General features: G+C 39.2%; 15 protein-coding genes. 14 read left to right on the plus strand and 1 reads right to left on the minus strand.

What is annotated here, in order from left to right:
- Nucleotide 1: 1 nt before the first annotated feature.
- The 4 genes from ABD769_RS16885 to ABD769_RS16900 all read left to right on the plus strand — a co-directional run bounded on the left by ABD769_RS16885 (nt 2) and on the right by ABD769_RS16900 (nt 5,817).
- Nucleotides 2–673, plus strand: a complete 672-nt coding sequence (locus ABD769_RS16885) for a DUF1345 domain-containing protein (RefSeq protein ID WP_344852566.1) — start codon at nt 2–4, stop codon at nt 671–673.
- Nucleotides 674–1,483: 810 nt separating this feature from the next.
- Nucleotides 1,484–1,852, plus strand: coding sequence for a BlaI/MecI/CopY family transcriptional regulator (locus ABD769_RS16890; RefSeq protein WP_344852567.1), 369 nt, complete (start codon nt 1,484–1,486; stop codon nt 1,850–1,852).
- Complete coding sequence (locus tag ABD769_RS16895; protein WP_344852568.1) at nt 1,849–3,408, plus strand: N-acetylmuramoyl-L-alanine amidase; 1,560 nt, start codon at nt 1,849–1,851, stop codon at nt 3,406–3,408. The genes ABD769_RS16890 and ABD769_RS16895 overlap by 4 nt, the downstream gene beginning before the upstream one ends.
- Nucleotides 3,409–3,444: 36 nt before the next feature.
- Nucleotides 3,445–5,817 carry a TonB-dependent receptor gene (locus ABD769_RS16900; RefSeq protein ID WP_344852569.1) on the plus strand — a complete coding sequence of 791 codons (2,373 nt, stop codon included), beginning with the start codon at nt 3,445–3,447 and terminating at the stop codon, nt 5,815–5,817.
- A 371-nt stretch (nt 5,818–6,188) separates the two neighbouring features.
- Here the strand turns inward: ABD769_RS16900 and ABD769_RS16905 are convergent, their stop codons facing one another.
- Complete coding sequence (locus ABD769_RS16905; RefSeq protein WP_344852570.1) at nt 6,189–7,319, minus strand: BamA/TamA family outer membrane protein; 1,131 nt, start codon at nt 7,317–7,319, stop codon at nt 6,189–6,191.
- Nucleotides 7,320–8,056: 737 nt separating this feature from the next.
- Here ABD769_RS16905 and ABD769_RS16910 point away from each other — a divergent pair.
- The 10 genes from ABD769_RS16910 to ABD769_RS16955 all read left to right on the plus strand — a co-directional run bounded on the left by ABD769_RS16910 (nt 8,057) and on the right by ABD769_RS16955 (nt 21,881).
- A complete protein-coding gene (locus tag ABD769_RS16910; protein ID WP_344852571.1) occupies nt 8,057–9,037 on the plus strand; it encodes a deoxyhypusine synthase family protein in 981 nt (326 codons plus the stop codon).
- A 255-nt stretch (nt 9,038–9,292) separates the two neighbouring features.
- Nucleotides 9,293–10,588: a c-type cytochrome gene (locus ABD769_RS16915; protein ID WP_344852572.1), complete on the plus strand. Its 1,296-nt coding sequence runs from the start codon at nt 9,293–9,295 to the stop codon at nt 10,586–10,588.
- A gap of 48 nt (nt 10,589–10,636) precedes the next feature.
- Complete coding sequence (locus tag ABD769_RS16920; protein ID WP_344852573.1) at nt 10,637–13,678, plus strand: TAT-variant-translocated molybdopterin oxidoreductase; 3,042 nt, start codon at nt 10,637–10,639, stop codon at nt 13,676–13,678.
- A gap of 26 nt (nt 13,679–13,704) precedes the next feature.
- Complete coding sequence (gene nrfD / locus ABD769_RS16925) at nt 13,705–15,177, plus strand: NrfD/PsrC family molybdoenzyme membrane anchor subunit (protein ID WP_344852574.1); 1,473 nt, start codon at nt 13,705–13,707, stop codon at nt 15,175–15,177.
- 2 nt (nt 15,178–15,179) lie between these two features.
- On the plus strand, nt 15,180–15,716 hold the full coding sequence (locus tag ABD769_RS16930; protein ID WP_039471449.1) for a DUF3341 domain-containing protein: 537 nt from the start codon (nt 15,180–15,182) through the stop codon (nt 15,714–15,716).
- Nucleotides 15,688–16,293 carry a c-type cytochrome gene (locus tag ABD769_RS16935; protein ID WP_344852575.1) on the plus strand — a complete coding sequence of 202 codons (606 nt, stop codon included), beginning with the start codon at nt 15,688–15,690 and terminating at the stop codon, nt 16,291–16,293. The genes ABD769_RS16930 and ABD769_RS16935 overlap by 29 nt, the downstream gene beginning before the upstream one ends.
- A gap of 16 nt (nt 16,294–16,309) precedes the next feature.
- On the plus strand, nt 16,310–17,533 hold the full coding sequence (locus ABD769_RS16940; protein ID WP_344852576.1) for a quinol:cytochrome C oxidoreductase: 1,224 nt from the start codon (nt 16,310–16,312) through the stop codon (nt 17,531–17,533).
- Nucleotides 17,534–17,602: 69 nt separating this feature from the next.
- Complete coding sequence (locus tag ABD769_RS16945; RefSeq protein WP_344852577.1) at nt 17,603–18,835, plus strand: cytochrome c oxidase subunit II; 1,233 nt, start codon at nt 17,603–17,605, stop codon at nt 18,833–18,835.
- 116 nt (nt 18,836–18,951) lie between these two features.
- The gene (locus ABD769_RS16950) at nt 18,952–20,739 is read left to right on the plus strand and encodes a cytochrome c oxidase subunit I (RefSeq protein ID WP_425568870.1); all 1,788 of its coding nucleotides are present in this window, start codon (nt 18,952–18,954) and stop codon (nt 20,737–20,739) included.
- A gap of 83 nt (nt 20,740–20,822) precedes the next feature.
- On the plus strand, nt 20,823–21,881 hold the full coding sequence (locus tag ABD769_RS16955) for a COX15/CtaA family protein (RefSeq protein WP_344852579.1): 1,059 nt from the start codon (nt 20,823–20,825) through the stop codon (nt 21,879–21,881).
- Nucleotides 21,882–21,886 lie beyond the last annotated feature (5 nt).

Here is a 21,886-nt window from a genome sequence, read left to right on the forward strand (position 1 = left end):
TATGAAAGTCGAACCACAGTTAGAGGGAATCCAGAAACGGTCAGCATTGTTTATTTTGTTGAGTAGTCTGTTTTCAGGGATTGCTTTATATTTGGTATCGCTTTTTTTCGAGATGAGTGTGCTTGCGCATATTATGTTTGGTTGGGATGTGTTTTGTTTAGTCCTGATCAGCCTTCACTGGTATATGTTCTTCCATACTTCCGTTGCTGAAACACACTTAAAGGCAAGAATGCAGGATGAAACCCGTGGCGAGATTTTTGCCATCGTGGTGGTTTCAACCTTTGCAGGTTTGCTCGCAGTAATTTTGCTACTCATCAATAAAGATGTTGAGCCGCTTGATTTGATAGTTGCCATTGCCGGTATGTTTTTATCCTGGTTTTTGGTGCATACCACTTTTAGCATGCGTTATGCACACCTCTATTATGGCGACGATCAGGATGGTAATACAGAAAAAAAAGGCTCGGGACTGGAATTTCCCGGTGATGATGAGCCTGATTTTATCGATTTTGCTTATTTTTCATTTGTACTGGGCATGACTTTTCAGGTATCGGATGTAGAAATTTCAGACCGGAAGTTGAGGAGACTTTCGCTTTTACATAGCTTAATTGCGTTTATTTTCAATACCGTAATTGTGGCCTTAACCATCAATGCCATTGCAGGTTTGAGTAAATAAGCGATCCCCTCAATCCGTCATATCGACCGAAGTGCAACGGAGTGGAGAGATCTATCGCGCACCCTTTTTTGTCGTCCTGAACGTAGTGAAGGATCTTTAAAATCATCAAATACCATAACTTTTTTTTTACACCACCTGAGCGCATCCAAGTGGTTTCCCTAACTGTCATGCAGAGGTACGAAGCATCTGTAACCTGTTAAGCATTACATTTTTTTTTGAAATGAACGGTTCTGTTGATTTGGCAGTCTTCAGTCCCGCTTTTCGTTTGTAGTGCCGGCGTGAAGCCGGCAGCTACCACTTCAATCGGGTTTATCAACAATAGTTAGGCTCCTTTGGCATCCTGCTTGGAGCAGACCATTCATTATAAACCTGACAGCAGCGAACACGAAGTAAAGCGAATGGCAGGACTACAATTGCCAGGAACCACTGTACATTCATTTCCAAATTAATAGACGTTTCACCATCTCGACCGAAGTTCAACGGAGTGGGGGAAATTTATAAAGCTACCCTTTTTTGTCATCCTGAACGCAGTAAAGGATCTTTAAAATCATCAAATACCATAACATCTTTTTTTGACACCACCTGAGCTCATCTAAGCGAACCACTATTCCTCAATCCGTCAATCTCAGCCGGAATGCAACGGAGCAGAGAGAGCTATTAGATAAATCCCTCTTTCATCCTAATCATATTTTTTTACTTATGATTATTTTATCTATTTAATAATCAGTTAATTATATTTTTAAACTGATTTTTCAGTAATGCAACTTATTTTATAGTTGTAAAACTGAAAAATAAGTTATAGATTTGATTATGGAAGAATTAACCAAAGCAGAAGAGCGTATTATGCAAGTTTTATGGAAACTGCAAAAAGCATTTGTAAAAGACATTATTGATGAGCTGGATGACGAACCCAAACCTCCTTATAATACCATTTCATCAATCGTTAGGCTTTTGGAGAAGAAAGGTTACGTTAATTACAAAGCTTATGGTAAAACCTACGAGTATTTTCCGGCCATTAGTAAAGATGAATACGCCAAAACCACTTTCTCCAAATTATTCTCGGGCTATTTTGATAACTCTCCAGGCAGTCTTTTATCCTTTATGGTAAAAGAAGAAAAGCTGAGCGAAAAAGATATAGAAGAAATTCAAAAAATCATTAACCAAAATTCAAAGTCATGATTTTAATCTACCTGTTAAAGGTTTCTGCCTGTACGCTGATATTTTTTGCGGTTTATCAATTTTTATTAGCCAAACTCACGTTTTTTAACCTTAACCGTGCTTATTTATTATTGATGCTGGTGGTGAGTTTTAGTATTCCGGCCGTTACTATCGAAAGTCGGCATGAAGTGGTGGCAGCCAATCAGGAGATTCCATTAAAAGTAAAATACAGCGACAATGGTTTTGTAGAGCAGGACAATGAGGGTGGAAGAAATGTAGTAAACAGCAGCATAAACCGGGAAAAATTGCTCTTGTATGGTTATTTCTTCGTTTTAATCGCCCTTGTATTCAGGATGCTTTTTATGGTTGCGCGCATTCAGGTCCAATTGCGAAAACATGTTGTAAACAAAGATGGTGCAGTTATTTTGGTCGACGAGAAATCAGCCATAAAAAACTGTACTTTTTTTAACCGGATCATTATAGATGCATCATTACCGGCTGGCGAAAAGCACCTGGTGATTAAACACGAATCCATCCACGTAAAGCAATGGCATGTTGTTGATAAGATGCTGGTTAACCTGATCACCGCTATACTTTGGTTTAACCCGATTATTTATTTCTGGCGTAACGCAATTGATCATAACCACGAATTTTTGGCCGATCGGGAAACAACCCGGTTTGCTGATAAAAAAGCGTATGCTTCACTGCTTTTAAACCTGGCCATGCCTGCTAAAACTTTAGTGGTAAATAGTTTTAGTAAACTTCCATTAAAAAACAGAATTATGATGTTGTACAAACAACCAAACGTAAAGTTTCAAAGGCTTGTTTATCTGACCATTCTTCCTGTGCTAATGATTTGCTGTATGGCATTTGTAAACCGTAAAGAAGTGGTGGTAGAGAAAACGTTAATTCAGAATTTGCCCTCTGTGGATGCGCCCGAAAAGCCTGATGTGCATACACGGAAATACTTAAACAGCAATAGCAAAGTGAACGTAACTGCAAGTTCTGCTATTAAAGAAGCAGACCCGATATTGATTATTGATGCCGGGCATGGTGGTAAAGATGATGCCTCAACCGCGTTTGACGGACAAAAAGAAAAGGACCTTAACTTAAGAGCCGTAAAAATACTGGCCGAAGAAGCCGTTAAAAGAGGGATAAAAATAGTATTAACCAGAAAAGACGACCAGTATTTAACCTTAAGTGAGCGTTTACCAAAGCAAAAGGCTACAGCATTTATTTCCATCCACCATAATGTAGCGCAACCAAATGAAGCAGCACCCTTTGGTGGGATAGAAGTTTATGTTTCTAAACTTAATCCAAAGATCAGTACTAATGAAGCGCTTGGTAGCGGTATTTTAAATAAACTAAGGCAGTTAAAAGATTTTGCCGTAAGGGATTCCTTAAAAAACGGAAATCTTTTTCTATTAAGGGAATCAAAAGTGCCAGCCATTGTAATTGAAATGGGAAATATTTCGGATGCGAAAACACTGGGTTACATCAGTCAGGAAAAAAATATTCGTAAGATTTCCAACCTGATTCTGGATGGCTTTGTGCAATTCTCAAAACGCGGAAGCTAATTAAATAATAATTGTGACCCGGATTTAAACCGCTAAATGTTCAGATCTCTTTTCTTCCTGATTGCATTTTTTTCTGCCTTATCATCACAGGGTCAATTTCAGCTTTCGGGCAAGGTAACCGGTCAGGAGTTTAAAACGTTGCCATTTGTTACGGTTAAAATTTCTGGGCCTCAAAATAAAATATTTTATACCCAAACCGACAGTACAGGTACTTACCAATTTAAATTACTACCAGGTAAATATTCGGTTGTTTTTTCTGCAATTAATTTCGAAAGCATGAGCCAGATATTTACGCTAACAAAGGATACCCTAATTCATATTCGGCTCAAGGGAAATCAACATCACCTTGCCGATGTTCAGGTGAGTGCTAAAAAAGCGTTGATTGAGAAAAAGATCGATCGTGCCGTTTTTAATGTAGAAAACAGTATTTCTGCGATAGGAAACGATGCATTAGAACTACTCTCAAAAGTCCCTGGAGTACGGGTGTTGAACGATAAAGTTTCATTGGTGGGTAAAGGCCTGGCTAATGTGATGATTAATGATAAATTGGTGCCTTTATCGGCAGATGAGCTTTCGAATTATTTAAAGTCCATTTCCTCAGAAAATATCGCCAGAATTGAAGTCATCACCAATCCGCCAGCCAGATATGATGCACAGGGAAATAATGGTTTAATTAATATTATACTCAAAAAAACTACATCAGAAGGTTTCAAAGGTTCGGTAAATTTAGCTGCAACCCAGGCAAGCTATTTCACTGCATCTGCTGGTGGAAATTTGAATTACCGGAAAAACAAAATCACACTTTCTTCAAATTTCAATATCAGAAAAGGATCGATTGTTCCTTTTGAGCAAAGTAATGTTTTTTATCCCGAGCAAACCTGGAATATTATCAATAAAGACCGGAATTTTAGAACGGTCCCCAGTGGACAGATCGGAATGGATTATCAGGTTTCCAAAAAAACATTGCTGGGTTTATCGTATAATGGCGGACTGACAAATTTCCATTCTGAAGAAAATATTAAAACCAAAATTTATAATCAAAACAATGGTTTAGATTCGGTATTGAATTCTGATGCGAATGCAAAAATTAAATCTCATTACCATTCGGCAAATATTTACTTAAAACAATCTCTGGATTCGACAGGAAAGCAACTCACTATTAATGGCGATTGGTTTACCTATAGAGATGATAAAGACAGATTTTTTAATAATACCAGTTATTTTCAAAACGGAATAACAATTCCGAATTCCTTTGCCGAATACCTCTCAACCAGTAAACAAAACATCGGTTTATATACTTTAAAAGCTGATGTAGATTTACCTTATAAAACTTTTAAATTATCGTTTGGTACCAAGCTGGGTTTTATCAAAAATCAGAGTGATCTTGCTTTTTACAAAGCACGTAATGAAGGATATGAAATAAATCCACAACAAAGCAATCTGTTTAGTTACAAAGAAAATACCCAGGCACTTTACGTTAATTTGAACAAAACAATCAAAAAATGGGATTTTCAGGCCGGATTAAGAGGTGAATATACACAGATTGATGGAATTTCAGTTAACGATCGGAATAAAGATAATTATTTGCTACTTTTCCCTACATTTTACGTGATTTATCATGCCAATGATAAAAATACTTTTTACGTAAACTATGGCCGCCGCATTAACCGGCCGGCTTATCGCAAACTGAATCCCTTTCGTTGGTACAGTAACCCGTTTTCCTATGCAGAAGGTAATCCTTTCTTAAAGCCTTCTTATAATGACAACATCGAGCTTTCTTATACCTATAATATATATACTGCCTCGTTGTCTTTCAGTAAAACTACAAATGGATTTAATGATGTTAATTTTATTGATGCTTCAACGAACATTCAGGCCATCAAACCGGTTAATTTTATAACTGCCTATCACTATCAATGGAATAATACCATTACGTTTAATGCGGTTAAAGGCTGGGAAAGTATCAATCAGCTTGATGTTTTTTATACGGCATCAAATTCGGGCATCGCCCAAACCTTAAGTAGCCTGAACGGATTTGGTGCTTATTTTTCTACGCTTAACCAGTTTGTGTTTAATCAATCAAAAACCATTTTAGGCGAAGCTAATTTCTGGTATCAATTGCCTTCGGTTGATGGACTGAACCAGAATAAAAGTCAGTATAATCTTGATCTGGGGATTAAAACCTTATTACTCCATAAAAAAATACAATTGGCAATTACTGCCAGCGATGTTTTTAAAACAAATCGATACCGTTATAACAGTTTAGTTAACAATATCAGGCAGGAATACAATAATTATTATGATAGCCGCCAACTTCGGATTACTTTCCGCTATAATTTCGGTAATGAAAAAATTAAACAGCCGGATCGGAAGCCCGGTAATGAAGAGGAGCGGAAAAGGAGCAATTAGGGATGATGGAAAACGGATGATGTAAGACGGAATAGGGATGACTGTAGATAAAGAATCTTAACTGTGTTCAGAATGACAAACTTGGCTGAATGATTGTTAGCAAAGATTCTCGCGTTTCCTGTGCCTCCTATGCAATATATTATCTGTGTTGATCAGTGTGTATTTGTGGTTAAAGATTCTTCACTGCGTTCAGAATGACAAACTTGGCAGAATGATTATTAGCAAAATATTCTCCGTGTTTCAGTGCCTCCGTGGTAATAAATATTATATGTATCTGTTGCTAATCCTTCGGCTCCGCTCAGGATGATCAAAAAGTTGGATGATAGAAATACTTCCATCATAACTTTTCCCTCTTACATCATCCATCCCTTCTAAAACGCTTCCGCTAAACTGATATAAAACCCTGCCTGGCGTTTTTCATTTGATAATTTTTCGCCTATTCCATAATCCAAGCGAACACTTAAACCTTTAGCCGGATCGAAAAAGTATCGACCACCTACACCAAAATTAGGTTTTAGCCCATCTCCATTAAACTGGCCGTTAGCAAATACTTTACCCGTACCGGCAAAAGCTACAATTCCAAAACGATTCATAAAACGGTAGCGGAGTTCGGCCTGTGCGGCCATCAGGTTTTCGTCGCGGTAGCGGCCACTGTAGTAACCACGCATCATCTGGTCGTTGCCCAACTGCTGTAATAAATAAAACGGAGTGTTTTTGCTCTGAATGGTATAGTAGATTCCCTGCACACCTAAAACCACTTTTGGCGCTAGGCTAAAGAAACCACGAAGATCTAACTTAATCTGCGAGCCATTAAAACTTTCACCTCCAAAAAAATCAGGAGCATATTGGTAGGTTGCACGACCGAAAAAACCTTTTGTTGGATAATTGTTGCTGTTGCGGGTATCGTAACTCTGTGATGCACCAATCCAGGCTACCGAGCCACCGTCTTTATCTAAAATCTGCGGATTGGTACTGTAAATGCCTCCTGCTACCTTGTCGATAAAATGGTAATTCTCAAAACCTAGTGAAATACCGGTGTAGGCTTTTGGCAGGGTATTCATTTCTGCGTCGAAAAGTGTTTTGAAAACCCTTTGGTCTAATTTGTCCTCGTCGATTTTTTTAGCGTTGTTACCAATACCATAAAAATTGAAGGGCTGGTTTTTGAAACGGATATCGCCGATAAAATGATATTTGTTTCCTTTCGTCCACATATCGCCCTTCAGCATAAAATTAGCTGTCTTTTTAGTAGAGTAGGTCGTGTTGAGTGCGAAATTGGAACTGCGGTTCAGCGTATCTTTACGATCGATATAAAATGAGTAAATGGCACCAACGCCAAATTCAAACCCGGTTTCCTGGCTATAGCCAAAAGCCGGAAGCGGCAAAAAACTGGCTTTACGGGTAGTATCTTTTTCGTTTGAGAGCATTTTCCTGATCAGTTTCATTTGTGCAAAAGCACTTCCCGAAACGAGCGCAAGTAAAATAATCAGATAATATTTTTTCATTGGCACAAAGAAAAGGAAATTTAATAATAGTTCGTTGGTTCACCGGGCATTTGTTCATTGGTGATAGCAATGCATATTGTTTAACCGGTTAATTGTTTAAATTGGTTAACTGTGCCGGGCGATTGCTCATTCCCAAATTCCAAAAGTCACCGTCATTTCGAGCGGAGTGCAACGCAGCCGAGAAATCTACCTAGATAAATCTTTCTCCCGATTATTCGGGACTGCGCTTCAGTCGGGATGACGATCACCAAGATTCGAAGCAATGCCAGCCGCCACCTAAACCGGATTGTAGGGGAAAGCCCGCAGGTGAGGCACGAGCCGAGGACTTGTACCAGAAAGCCGGACTACCTTTAATAAACGCTACTGCAGGTGCTTTTCAAATAAAAAGATCCTTCGACTACGCTACCATTGACAGATTTAGAAAGGTCGTCATTGCGAGGAAGAACGACGAAGCAATCTTTCCTGCTAGCGATCATTGTTAGAAAGATTGCTTCGTCGGCTGAAAAAGCCTTCTCGCAATGACGAACTTAGCGGCTTATCATTGCGAAGATTCTTCTGTCATTCATATTGATTTTTATAAAATTAATTATCCCTCAGGATGACGATCGCTGAATGGAATTTACGTAGCTTAATTGACTAAGGGCTGCCAACTCTGGACTGTAGACTAACACAAACGCTTTTACGCTTTCACCTTTCGGCCTAAATGCCTATTTTTGCGGCAAACAATACAAAACGAAATGAGCAATACAAGAGGACCAATATCTCAGTTTATGGAGCGTAATTACCTCCATTTTAATGCTGCGGCAATGATGGATGCGGCTAAAGGATACGAAACGCATTTAGATGAGGGTGGTAAAATGATGATCACACTTGCCGGCGCAATGAGTACTGCAGAATTGGGTATTTCACTTGCAGAGATGATCCGCCAGGATAAAGTGTCTATTATTTCTTGTACAGGTGCCAACCTTGAAGAGGATATTATGAACCTGGTTGCACACTCACATTATAAACGTGTACCTAATTACCGCGATTTAAGTCCGCAGGATGAGTGGGATCTTTTAGAAAACCATTATAACCGCGTTACCGATACCTGTATCCCTGAAGAAGAGGCTTTCCGCCGTTTGCAGAAGCACATCCACAAAATCTGGATGGATGCCGAAGCTGCGGGCGAACGTTATTTTCCGCATGAGTTTATGTACAAAATGCTTTTGAGCGGCGATTTAGAGCAGTATTACGAAATCGACCCTAAAAATTCATGGATGTTGGCTGCGGCTGAAAAGAATTTGCCAATTGTGGTACCAGGATGGGAAGATTCTACCATGGGTAACATCTTTGCATCTTATGTAATGAAAAAAGAACTTACCGCAACTACAGTAAAAGGCGGTATTGAATATATGGGCTGGCTGGCCGATTGGTATATTGCAAACAGTGGTGGAAAAGGAATCGGTTTCTTCCAGATTGGTGGTGGTATTGCCGGCGATTTCCCGATCTGTGTGGTGCCAATGTTATATCAGGATATGGAAATGGAGAATATTCCTTTCTGGAGCTACTTCTGCCAGATCTCTGATTCAACTACTTCTTACGGCTCGTATTCTGGTGCAGTGCCAAACGAAAAAATTACCTGGGGTAAACTGGATATTAATACGCCAAAGTTTATTGTAGAAAGTGATGCTACAATTGTTGCGCCGTTAATGTTTGCCTGGATATTAAAACAATAAACGTAACATTTTAATAAACCAAATTGGTTTCTGGTATGCCCATTTGAGATATCGTATCAAAAATGGGCATTTTTATGGCCTGAATGGCTTGAAACGACATTTGTTTAGAATGATTATAAATTGTATTTCCAGTCACTATTATGTCATGGGATTTATTAATAAGTTATACTTTTGTTCAAGTTTTGGTGGGGCTATCTGGGCTCAGGCATCAATTTCACAACAAAAAGTAAATTAAATAAGTATAAAGTGTTCATTATGAGAGATATCTCGATGATTTTAAAAAGCGTTTGGAAGTCGTTATTCGTATTTTCAGCAATTTCCGTAATAGCGGTTTCTACCGTAAATGCGCAGGATGCTAAAGAAGGAAGAACGCTTTTCAAAGCAAAATGTTCTTCGTGCCATGCGTTAGATCACAAAGTTGTTGGCCCGGCATTAGAAGGAGTAAGCGATCGTCACCCTGAAGCATTCCTGTTAAAATGGATTCCGAACAACGCGGCTATGATTGCTGCCGGAGATCCTGCAGCTGTTAAATTATTTAACGATAACGGTAAAGTACCAATGACTACTTTCCCTGAGTTAGATGAGACGAAAGTTAAAGATATCTTAGCTTACATTAAAGAAGGTGAGCCAAAACCAACTGGCGATGCTGCTGCAGCTGCTGCTCCAAAAGATGATTCTACTTCAGGTTTATCAATTGCGGGTATCGTTGCTATTGTAGTATTAGCTATCGTAATCCTGGTAATCTTAGGTCGTGCCTCTAAATTGTTAGAGCGTTTGATTCTGCAGAAACAAGGTATCGAGATCGAAGAAGATGTGCCATTAAAAGTTGGTGTGCGCAAAATGTTCAAAAACAAGAAGTTCGTAATGTTCTTTATCTTGTGTCTGATCATCTGTTTAGGTTCATTCGGTTGGATGGGCATGTGGAATACTGGTGTTCATACCGGTTACCAGCCAGTTCAGCCAATTAAATTCTCACACGAGTTGCACGCTGGTATCAATCAGATCGATTGTCAGTATTGCCACAACGGAGCATTTAAATCTAAAAATGCAACTATCCCTTCATTAAATGTTTGTATGAACTGCCACAAAGCAGTACAGGCGAGAGATAAATATGATGGTGAGATTTCTCCTGAGATCAAAAAAATCTACAGTGCTTTAGGTTACGATCCTGAAACACAGAAATACGACGAAAGCAAATCAAAACCAATGGAGTGGGTACGAGTACACAATCTGCCTGATTTTGCTTACTTCAATCACTCTCAGCACGTAGTTGTTGCAGAAGATGCAATCCGTAAAGCAAAAGGATTACAACCAAATGAGCCTGTGTGTTTCGCTTGTCACGGTCCGGTTAATACCATGGAAGAAATTTATCAATATTCTCCGTTAACCATGAAATGGTGTATTAACTGCCATAAAGAAACAGATATTTCTGGTCAGAAAAACAATGCTTTCTACGCTAAGGTTATCGAAGCGCACGAGAAAATTAAAAAAGGCGAGAAAATCACACCAGCGTTATTGGGTGGTTTAGAGTGTGGTAAGTGCCACTATTAATAGATTAGAGTTTAGTAAGAACGTTCGATAAACAGTAATATAGCTTAAATGGAAAGCAATAAAAAATACTGGAAAGGCTTAGAGGAGTATAACAATACACCCGATTTTGTTAAGAATAACAAAAACGAATTCGCCGAGCCACTTCCAATAGAAGATGTTTTAAATGAAGCAGGGTTAAGTACCGTTACCCCCCGCCGCGACTTTTTAAAGGCGTTAGGTTTTGGTTTAGGTGCGGTTACATTAGCTGCCTGCCAAAGTACACCGTTAAAAAAATCAATTCCTTATCTGGTAAAACCTGAAGAAGTAACTCCGGGTATTCCTAACTTCTATACTTCAAGCTTCAATGGCCAGAGTATTTTAGTTAAAACAAGAGAAGGCCGCCCGATTAAAATTGAACCAAACCCAAATGCGGGTCAGTTTAACTGCGGTACAGATGCAAGAGCGCAAGCTTCTGTATTGGATTTATACGATGTATCTAAACTAAAAGCACCTGCAACTGTAAAAGGCGGACAGGTTGAAGAAACTACCTGGGCAAAAATCGACAGCTTTGTAAAAGGTGAGCTGGCAAAAGCACAAGCTGGTGGAAAGAAAATCCGTATTGTAGCATCAACAGTAAACAGTCCGTCAACCAATGCAGTAATTGCACAGTTTGTGACTAAATATCCTGCTGCTAAACTGGTACAATATGATGCTGTTTCTTATACCGGTATTATCCAGGCCAATCAGAACAGTTTCGGTAAAGCAGTTTTACCAAAATATAACTTTGATAAGGCTGACTTAATTGTAAGTTTCAGCGCCGATTTCTTAGGTACGTGGATCAGTGGTGAAGAATTTACTTCGCAATACACTGCTAACCGTAACTATAAATCGTTAGAAAATAAAAAAATGAGCCGCCACATTCAGTTCGAAAGTGGAATGAGCTTAACTGGTACCAATGCAGATACCCGTGTTCCGGTTAAATTATCGGAAGAAGGTCCTGCGTTAATTGCTTTATACAATGCAATTACCGGTGCTGCTTTACCTGGCGGAACATTGGGTAACAATACGACTGCCGATAAAGTAATTAAATTAGCTGCTAAAGAATTATTGCAAAATAAAGGTAAAGGCCTTGTAGTTTGCGGCTCGAACGATGTTTCTACTCAAATTTTGGTAAATGCCATTAACGCCGCTATCGGTAGTTATGGTACTACCATCGATTTAGATAACCCTTGTTATTTATATGCAGGTAACGATGCCGAATTTAACGGTTTTGTTGCCGAAATGAGCCGTGGCGAAGTTGGTGCTGTTTTATTCTTAAACAGTAACCCTGCTTACGATGCAGCAAATGCAAAAGCATTTACTGATGCACTGGCTAAAGTACCTGCAAAGATTTCATTCTCAGACCGTGCTGATGAAACAGCAACGCTTTGTGATGCAATTGCTATTAACCACAACTATTTAGAATCATGGGGTGATGCAAATGCTTACGAAGGATATTATTCTATCGTACAGCCAACCATCAATCCGGTTTTCAACAGCCGTCAGGCAGAAGAAAGTTTATTAACATGGGCTGATGCTCCTGTTAAAGATTACTATCAGTTTGTACGCAGCAACTGGGAGGCTAAAATGCTTCCTGCAATCGGCTTAAAATGGAACGACATTTTAGAGAAAGGTGTAGTTTCTGCAACAGCTAAAACTCCTGCAGCCTATAGCTTCACTTTATCATTAAATGCCGTTGCTACTTCAATTATCAATAGCAGCAAAGCTTTAGCTAAAGGTGGCGATCAGTTAGAATTACAGGTTTACGAAAACGTACCGATGCGTGATGGTAAAAATGCCAACAACGCATTCTTACAGGAATTACCTGATCCGGTATCTAAAGTAACCTGGGATAACTTTGTTGCCCTTGCACCTAAAACTGCAGAGAAATTAAAAGTTAAAGAATTTGATGTTGTATCTGTTAAAGGAAGCAACGGATATTCAGTAGATCTTCCGGTGTTAATCCAGCCAGGACAAGCACAGGGAACTGCATCTATTGCAGTAGGTTATGGCCGTGCCAAAGCTGGTAAAGCTGGTAACGATGTGGGTAAAAATGCTTTCCCTTTTGTTACTTTCGTAAACGGAACCATGCAATATGCTACAAACGTAACCATTACCCCAACAGGCGGTTACTATGAGCTTGCACAAACACAAACTCACCACTCTTTCGAGGGCCGTGCAGTGATTAAAGAAGCTACTTTTAAAGAGTACTTAAAAAATCCGGGTGCTGGTAACGAAAAAGGCGAGCATAAAGATTACGATCTTTGGGATCAATATGAAAAACCAGGTAACAACTGGGTAATGGCAATCGATTTGAATGCCTGTACAGGTTGTGGTTCTTGTATTGTTGCCTGTAACGTAGAAAATAACATTCCTGTTGTAGGCCGTGATGAGGTTCGCCGTCGCCGCGAAATGCACTGGATCCGTATCGACCGTTACTATAGCTACGAAACACCAACGGGTGATGTAACCAAAGAAAAAGAAATTGCCAAGTTAGAAGACTTAGATCATGTTTCTGTGGTTCACCAGCCAATGTTGTGCCAGCACTGTGATCACGCACCTTGCGAAACCGTTTGTCCGGTATTGGCTACGGTACACTCAAGTGATGGTTTAAACCACATGGCTTACAACCGTTGCGTAGGTACACGTTATTGTGCAAACAACTGTCCGTACAAAGTTCGTCGTTTCAACTGGTTCAATTACTGGAACGATTCTCGTTTCGATAACTATTTAAATAACGAGTTTACCCAATTGGTTTTAAACCCTGATGTAACTACACGTTCACGTGGTGTTATGGAGAAATGCTCAATGTGTATCCAACGCATACAAGGCGGTAAATTACAGGCTAAAATGGAAAAACGTCCATTAAAAGATGGCGATATTAAAATGGCTTGTCAAGAAGCTTGTTCAGCAAATGCAATCATATTTGGTGATTCAAACGATCCTAATTCAGAGGTTTCAAAAGCATTACGTTCTGAGCGTATCTACTACGTATTAGAAGAAATCAATGTGAAACCAGGTATCGGATATATGACTAAGATTAGAAATACAGATACAAAAGTACAAGCGTAAGCTTTAGCATAAAGAAAATACAAATTATGTCAGGACATAACGAATCAATACTTAGAGAACCATTAATTACCGGCGATAATATCACGTATGCTAAAATTACGGATGATATTCTGATGCCGGTAGAAAATAAGCCAAACAAAGCCTGGTGGATTGGTTTCACCTTTGCTTCATTAGGCGCTTTACTTTGGGTGGTTGCGGTAAGCTACACCTTCTGGAATGGTATCGGCTCTTGGGGCTTAAATAAAACAGTAGGTTGGGCTTGGGATATCACCGGTTTCGTATGGTGGGTAGGTATCGGTCACGCCGGAACACTAATTTCGGCAGTACTATTACTCTTCCGTCAGAACTGGCGTAACTCCATCAACCGTTCGGCAGAGGCGATGACGATTTTCGCCGTAATCTGTGCCGCAACTTACGTAGTATCACACATGGGCCGTCCATGGTTAGCTTATTGGGTTTTACCTTTACCAAACCAGTTCGGTTCACTTTGGGTAAACTTTAACTCACCATTGGTTTGGGATATGTTTGCAATCTCTACATACTTCTCTGTATCATTATTATTCTGGTACACAGGTTTATTACCAGATATTGCTACCATCCGCGACCGTGCAGTGGGCACACGTAGAAAAATCTATTCTATCTTCTCTTTTGGATGGAGTGGAAGTGTTAAAACATGGCAACGTTTCGAAGCGGTGTCGTTAATCTTAGCCGGTATCTCTACACCACTTGTACTTTCGGTACACACCATTGTATCAATGGACTTTGCAACATCGGTAATCCCTGGATGGCACACTACCATCTTCCCTCCATACTTCGTGGCGGGTGCGATCTTCTCAGGCTTTGCGATGGTATTAACCTTATTATTGGTTGCACGTAAAGTATTGGGCTTAGAGAACTACATCACCATGTTCCACATCGAGTCGATGAACAAAATCATCATCTTAACCGGATCAATCGTAGGTGTGGCTTATTTAACTGAGTTTTTCATCGCATGGTACTCAGGTTCTGAATATGAATCGTATGCATTCGTTAACCGTTCAACCGGTCCGTACTGGTGGGCATACTGGATGATGATGACTTGTAACGTAATCTCTCCACAGTTATTATGGTTTAAGAAAATCCGTTTAAGCATCCGTGCTACCTGGATCCTTTCTATCGTAGTAAACATTGGTATGTGGTTCGAGCGTTTCGTAATTATCGTTACTTCATTACACCGCGATTATATTCCTTCAAGCTGGGCAATGTTCTATCCAACCTGGGTTGATATCAGTGTATTCGTAGGTTCAATTGGTCTGTTCTTTACTCTATTCTTATTATTCTTAAGGGTATTGCCATCAATCGCTATCGCAGAGGTTAAATTATTATTGAAATCTGCAAGTGAGCAAGCTAAAATGAAACAGATTAAAGAAGGACATGAGAATAAAGAATATGTAGCTGAGTACATAGAGTCTTTAGAAAAATTTGATAGTGTTAAACAAGAAGATTACGCAAAAATATAACAATGAGTGATATCAAATATATTTTAGGCAGCTTTGGCGATCCTGATGAAATGATGCACGGCATCGAAAAACTTCAGGAAAATAACATCAGCATTTATGATGTATATACTCCAATGCCTATACACGGAATAGAAGCCAAATTAGGAATTAAAAGATCTAGAATCGATATCGCAGCTTTTTGCTTTGGTATTACCGGTACTTGCTGTGCATTCGCTTTGATTTATTTCTGCGCAGTAATCGATTGGAGAGTAAACATAGGTGGTAAACCATCATTCGCATTGCCGGATTTTATTCCGATAATGTTCGAGCTTACAGTATTGTTCTGTGCTTTTGGTATGGTGTTAACTTATTATGCATCAACACACTTATTTCCGGGAAGAGCACCACGTGTGATGGATTTAAGGGCTACTGATGACCGCTTTGTGATTGCAGTTGATGCAAAAGACAATGCAGCGCACACTGTAATTGATGGATTATTAAAAGATGCAGGTGCTTTAGAAGTAAAGTATAATGAAAGGAAGTACATTAGCTATGAATAAGAATAAATTTGTTTACACGGCGTTTTTAGCTATCGCTTTTGCAGCTACCTTTTCTGCTTGTAAAGATAAGCGCAGTACTGGCTTGGAATATGCCAGAAACATGTATGATCCGATTGCTTACAATCCGGATCAGCCAAACAAGAATTTTAAAGATGGTAAAACTGCACAGTTGCCACCTGCACATACCAAACCAGTAGGTTTTACAGAGTATGACGAGTTTCCTAATACAAAAGAAGGATACGAAGCAGCAGGTGTGAGCATGGTTAACCCTTTACCTGTTGATACTATCAATTTAGCACAGGGACAACACCTGTTCAAAGTTTTCTGTAGCCCTTGCCACGGAGAAAAAGGCGATGGACAAGGACACCTGGTTAAAATTGAGAAATTTAGTGGTGTACCTTCATACTTCTCAGGAAGTTCATCAAGAGGTGGAGAAATGAAAGCACTTACCGCCGGTAAAATCTACCACACCATTACATACGGTGTAAATAACATGGGTTCGCATGCTTCACAAATCACACCAACAGATCGTTGGAAAGTGGTGATGTATGTTCAGGAATTACAAAAACAACAATAAGTAAAGCAGAATATAAATGGGAACTCACAATATTAATTTTAGTGAACAGTTTGAGTTTACAGGTAAAGTAAAAACATTAAGCATAGTTGGTATCGTTTTAGGTGCTGCTGCTATCGCTTTTGGTTTCTTAGCTGGTGATAAAGTGATGCACGAGCGTACTTTTGCTAACCTGTTGCTTATGGCATATTACTTTGCATGCGTATGTATGTCAGGTACATTTTTCCTTGCTGTTCAATATGTAGCTCAAGCGGGTTGGTCTGCATCAATTTTACGTGTACCACAAGCTATGGCAAAAACATTGCCTATAGCAGCTGTAATACTTATTGTAGTTATTTCAGCTGGTTTGTACTCACACAATTTATATCACCACTGGCATGCTGAGGGATTAACTGATCCGAACAGCCCGAATTACGATTCATTAATTGCCGGTAAATCAGTGTTCCTGAACGTACCTTTCTTTTTAGGTCGTCAGGTGGTGTTTTTAGGTGTTTATAGTATCTTTTCTACCTTGTTTGTTAAATTTTCTTACAACGAAGATTTAGCGGGTGGTTTAAATTCTTACAGAAAAAGCTTTAAAAATGCTTGTATCTTCCTGGTAATTTACGGTTTTACAACACCTGTATTTGCTTTCGATACCATCATGTCATTAGAAGCACACTGGTTCTCAACCATGTTCGGTTGGTATAACTTCGCAGCAATGTGGGTAAGCAGTTTAGCTACTATTGCCATCATCATTATCTTATTAAGAAGAGCAGGTTACATGCAATGGGTTAACAACAGCCACTTGCATAACTTAGGCCAGTTTATCTTTGGTTTCTCTATCTTCTGGACTTATGTATGGTTTGCACAGTTCTTATTAATCTATTATGCAAACATGCCTGAGGAAACAGTATATTTCTACAAACGCTTTGAATATTACAAATTCTGGTTTTTCTTAAACCTTGCCATGAATTTCTTAGCGCCGGTATTATTGTTAATGGACAGAGATAACAAAAGAACAGACGCTAAATTATTATTCGTTGCCATCGTGGTATTGTTAGGTCACTGGGTAGATTATTACCAGATGATTATGCCAGGAGCGGTAGAAGATGGACATAATGGTTTTGGTATTGTTGAAATTGGTACTGCAATAGGTTTCGTAGGATTGTTTACCTTTACGGTTTTAACAGCATTAAGCAAAAAACCTTTAATTGCAAAGAATCACCCATTATTACAGGAAAGTTTGCATCATCAGCTATAGTGGTGATAGGATAGAGCAAATATTTAATTATTATTATAATTAGCAGTACAGCGTACTACTTTTAAGAAAATGAGTTTAAGAAAGTTTATAACGAATAAAACGACCGCAGCTTTAGCAGTATTGATTACTGCTTTTGCCAACACTAGCGTATTTGCGCAAGATGCAGCAGCAGGTGCTGCCGCGGCACCGAAAGTTGATATGGGCGAGGTTTATAAATCTGTAATATTTTATATTCTGGTTTTCCTCGCCGTATGCTTATTCATTGCAATTATTGGTAAAGCAATAAGGGTATACGAATTAAGCCGCGAAGCACAGGGTAAAGCTGTGGGTATTAACTGGAACAGGATCCATGCAAGTTTATTTGCCCTGTTTTTAGTGATCGGTTTATATGGTGTATATTGGGAATATACGGTGCATGGCGCCATGTTGCTTCCAGCTGCAGCATCAGAACACGGAAAGAAAATTGATGAAATGTTTAACTTAACGTTAATCATTACCACAATCGTATTTGTGGCTACACACATCCTGTTATTCGGATTTTCTTATATCTATAAATACTCAGCTAAAAGAAAAGCTTATTACTATCCACATAACAATACAATCGAAAAAATCTGGACAATCGTTCCTGCTTTAGTATTAACCGTATTGGTATTAATGGGTTTCTTAACCTGGAGATCAATTTTCTTCAAAGTTGAAGATCCTAAAAACAAGCCATTGCAGATCGAAGTTACTTCAGAGCAGTTTAAATGGTCTATCCGTTACCCGGGAGCTGATGGTGTAGTTGGTAACAAAAACTACAAATTAACTACAGCTACCAACCCGTTGGGTATCGATTTTAAAGATTTAAACTCTCGTGATGATGAGATGGCTGATGAAATGGTAATCCCTGTTGGAAAGCCAGTAAAATTAATTTTAACCAGTAAAGATGTAATTCACAGTTTTTACATGCCACATTTCAGGGTACAGTTAAATACTGTACCGGGTATGAGGGTTTTCTTTGAGTTTACGCCTACAAAAACTACTGCCGAAATGCAGCAGGAAACTAACGATCCTAACTTTAAGTACCTTTTCTTCTGTGCTAAAATCTGTGGATCTGGTCACTACAACATGCAGAAAGTAGTACGTGTAGTTTCTGAAGCCGAGTACAAAACCTGGCTTGCTGAGCAGAAAACATACTTAAACGACGATTTAAGAAAACAATTTAATTTGCCAGTGGCACCTGCGCCTGCAAAAGCAGCAGCAGATTCAACAGCTACAGATTCAGCAGCTGTTAAAACTAACCAAATGGCTTTAAATAAATAATATTAAGCAGGAGCGAACGAATTATGTCAACAATAGCATTACACGACGAACACAATCACGATCACGCTGATCATGGGCATCATAAAGAGACTTTGATTTCAAAGTATATCTTTAGTATGGATCATAAAATGATTGCTAAGCAATTTTTGATTACCGGTATTATTATGGCGGTAATTGCAATGGGCTTATCAATTTTATTCCGTATTCAATTGGCATGGCCAGATAAAAACTTCCCGTTCTTAGAAACATTTTTAGGTAAATGGGCAGAAGGTGGCCGTATCAAACCCGATTTTTACCTGGCTTTGGTAACCATTCACGGTACCATTATGGTATTCTTTGTACTAACCGCTGGTTTAAGTGGTACCTTTAGTAACTTACTAATCCCACTTCAAATTGGTGCAAGGGATATGGCTTCGCCATTCCTGAACATGCTTTCATACTGGTTCTTCTTTATGGCTTGTGTGATCATGATGTCATCATTCTTTATCCAAACAGGGCCTGCATCTGGTGGTTGGACGGTTTATCCTCCGCTATCTGTTGTTGCCAAGGCCATGCCGGGTTCGGGAATGGGTATGACCTTATGGTTAGTGAGTATGGTACTTTTCGTAGCTTCATCTTTAATGGGTGGTATCAACTATGTAAGTACAATCTTAAACATGCGTACTAAAGGTATGGACCTTTGGAAAATGCCATTAACCATCTGGGCTTTCTTCTTAACTGCTATTTTAGGTATTTTATCATTCCCTGTTCTTGTAGCGGGTGTGGTATTAATGGTATTCGACCGTAGCTTCGGAACAAGTTTCTACTTATCAGATATCGTAATGGGTACTGATATTTTACCAAACGAAGGTGGTTCTCCAATTTTATGGCAACACTTATTCTGGTTCTTAGGTCACCCTGAGGTATATATTGTAATTATGCCAGCATTGGGTATCTCATCTGAGGTTATCTCTGTAAACTCGCGTAAACCGATTTTCGGTTACCATGCAATGGTTTACTCATTAATTGGTATTACCGTATTATCATTCATCGTTTGGGGTCACCACATGTTTGTTACGGGTATGAACCCATTGTTAGGTGGTGTGTTTATGATTACAACGTTAATCATTGCAGTACCTTCAGCAGTAAAAACCTTTAACTATCTAGCTACATTATGGCGTGGTAACATCCGTTTCACTCCGGCAATGTTATTCGCTATTGGTTTGGTTTCATTCTTTATCTCTGGTGGTTTAACCGGTATCTTCTTAGGAAACGCATCATTGGATATTAACCTACACGATACTTACTTTGTTGTTGCCCACTTCCACCTTGTAATGGGATCTGCAGCAATCTTCGGTATGCTTGCAGGTGTTTATCACTGGTTCCCAAAAATGTTCGGTAAAATGATGAACGCTAAATTAGGATATTTACACTTCTGGTTAACTTTCATCGCGGCTTACCTGGTATTCTTCCCGCTTCACTTCTTAGGTTTAGATGGTGTACCACGCCGTTACTATGCATTTACCGAGTTTGAGTTTATGAAAAAATGGTTAACCGTTAACGTATTTGTAACATGGGCAGCTATTATGGCCGCACTTGCTCAGGTAGCGTTCTTGTTTAACTTCTTCTATTCAATCTTTAAAGGAAAAGTAGCTCCTCAAAACCCATGGGAATCTAATACATTAGAATGGACTGCACCTGTTGAGCACCTGCATGGTAACTGGCCAGGAGAAATCCCAACAGTTTACAGATGGCCATACGATTACAGCAAACCTGGTCATGATGCAGACTTTATTCCTCAAACTGTTCCTTTCTCTCAAACCATGAGTTCTAACTTACCTCACGATTTTGAAGGAAATGCAGAAGCAGAGAAAATTCAGCAAGACTGGGAATTAGCTAATCCAGTTGCAGAAAATAAAGGCTAGTTTAAGCTTAAAATAAAAATTTTAAAAGGGGTATCTGATTAAGTTTCTGCTTATCCGGATACCCTTTTCATCTTAATAGATATATGGTCAGTAGATCAGAACAACGTTTCATTAGAATTAATCTTATAACCATTATAGTTACGCTATTGGTTATACTTGCCGGCGGTATTGTACGCAGTACCGGATCAGGCATGGGCTGTCCGGATTGGCCTAAATGTTTCGATCGTTATATCCCACCAACCGATGTATCTCAGCTTCCTGCCAATTATAAAGAGAAATATGTGGCAGGCAGGTTGAAAAAGAATGAAAAATTTGCCAAATACCTGGAGAGCATGGGTAAAGTAGCCCTTGCTGATAGTATCAGGCACGATAAGAGCATTACCATACCCGAAGAGTTTAATCCAACCAAAACCTGGACGGAGTATTTAAATAGATTGGCTGGAGTAGCAGCAGGGATATTTTTGTTTTTAACTGTTGTTTACTCTTTTACCTACCGTAAAGCGGCAAAGCGGATAATCGTACTAAGTATTCTTAACCTGTTTGTAGTAGGATATCAGGGCTGGTTAGGATCCATCGTAGTATCAACCAACCTGGCACAATGGGTGGTAACGGTACACATGCTTTTAGCACTTGTTATTTTAGCGATATCCATTTACACCTATAACTACGCGAAACAGCTTAATAAAGCACCTTCTGTAATTATGTACCGGATACTCTGGCTGAAAGGATTTTTGTTCTTTACGCTGGTGATCAGCATTATCCAGATTGTTTTAGGAACGGATGTTAGGGAGGCGGTAGATATAATTGCAAAAGCACTTGCTTATGGCAGTAAGGCGACGTGGATTTCGAAGGTTGGATCAGTATTTTCTTATCACCGCGATCTGGCCATTCTGGTAGTAGTAACCAATGCAATTGTTTATAAAATGGTTATCGACCGTTTTAGCGGTAAAGCGGCACCATTATTAACCGCACGGTTTATATTAATTACGCTACTGATTCAGTTATTAAGTGGTTTTGCACTAGCTTATATTGCTTTTCCACCTGCAGCGCAGGCATTGCATATTCTGTTCTCAACGCTGTTATTTAGTTTACAGTTTTATTTGTACCTGCTGGTTTACCGGACAAGTACCTATAAACAATAATATTT

Source organism: Pedobacter jeongneungensis, from assembly GCF_039538295.1.
Taxonomy (GTDB): Bacteria; Bacteroidota; Bacteroidia; order Sphingobacteriales; family Sphingobacteriaceae; genus Pedobacter; species Pedobacter jeongneungensis.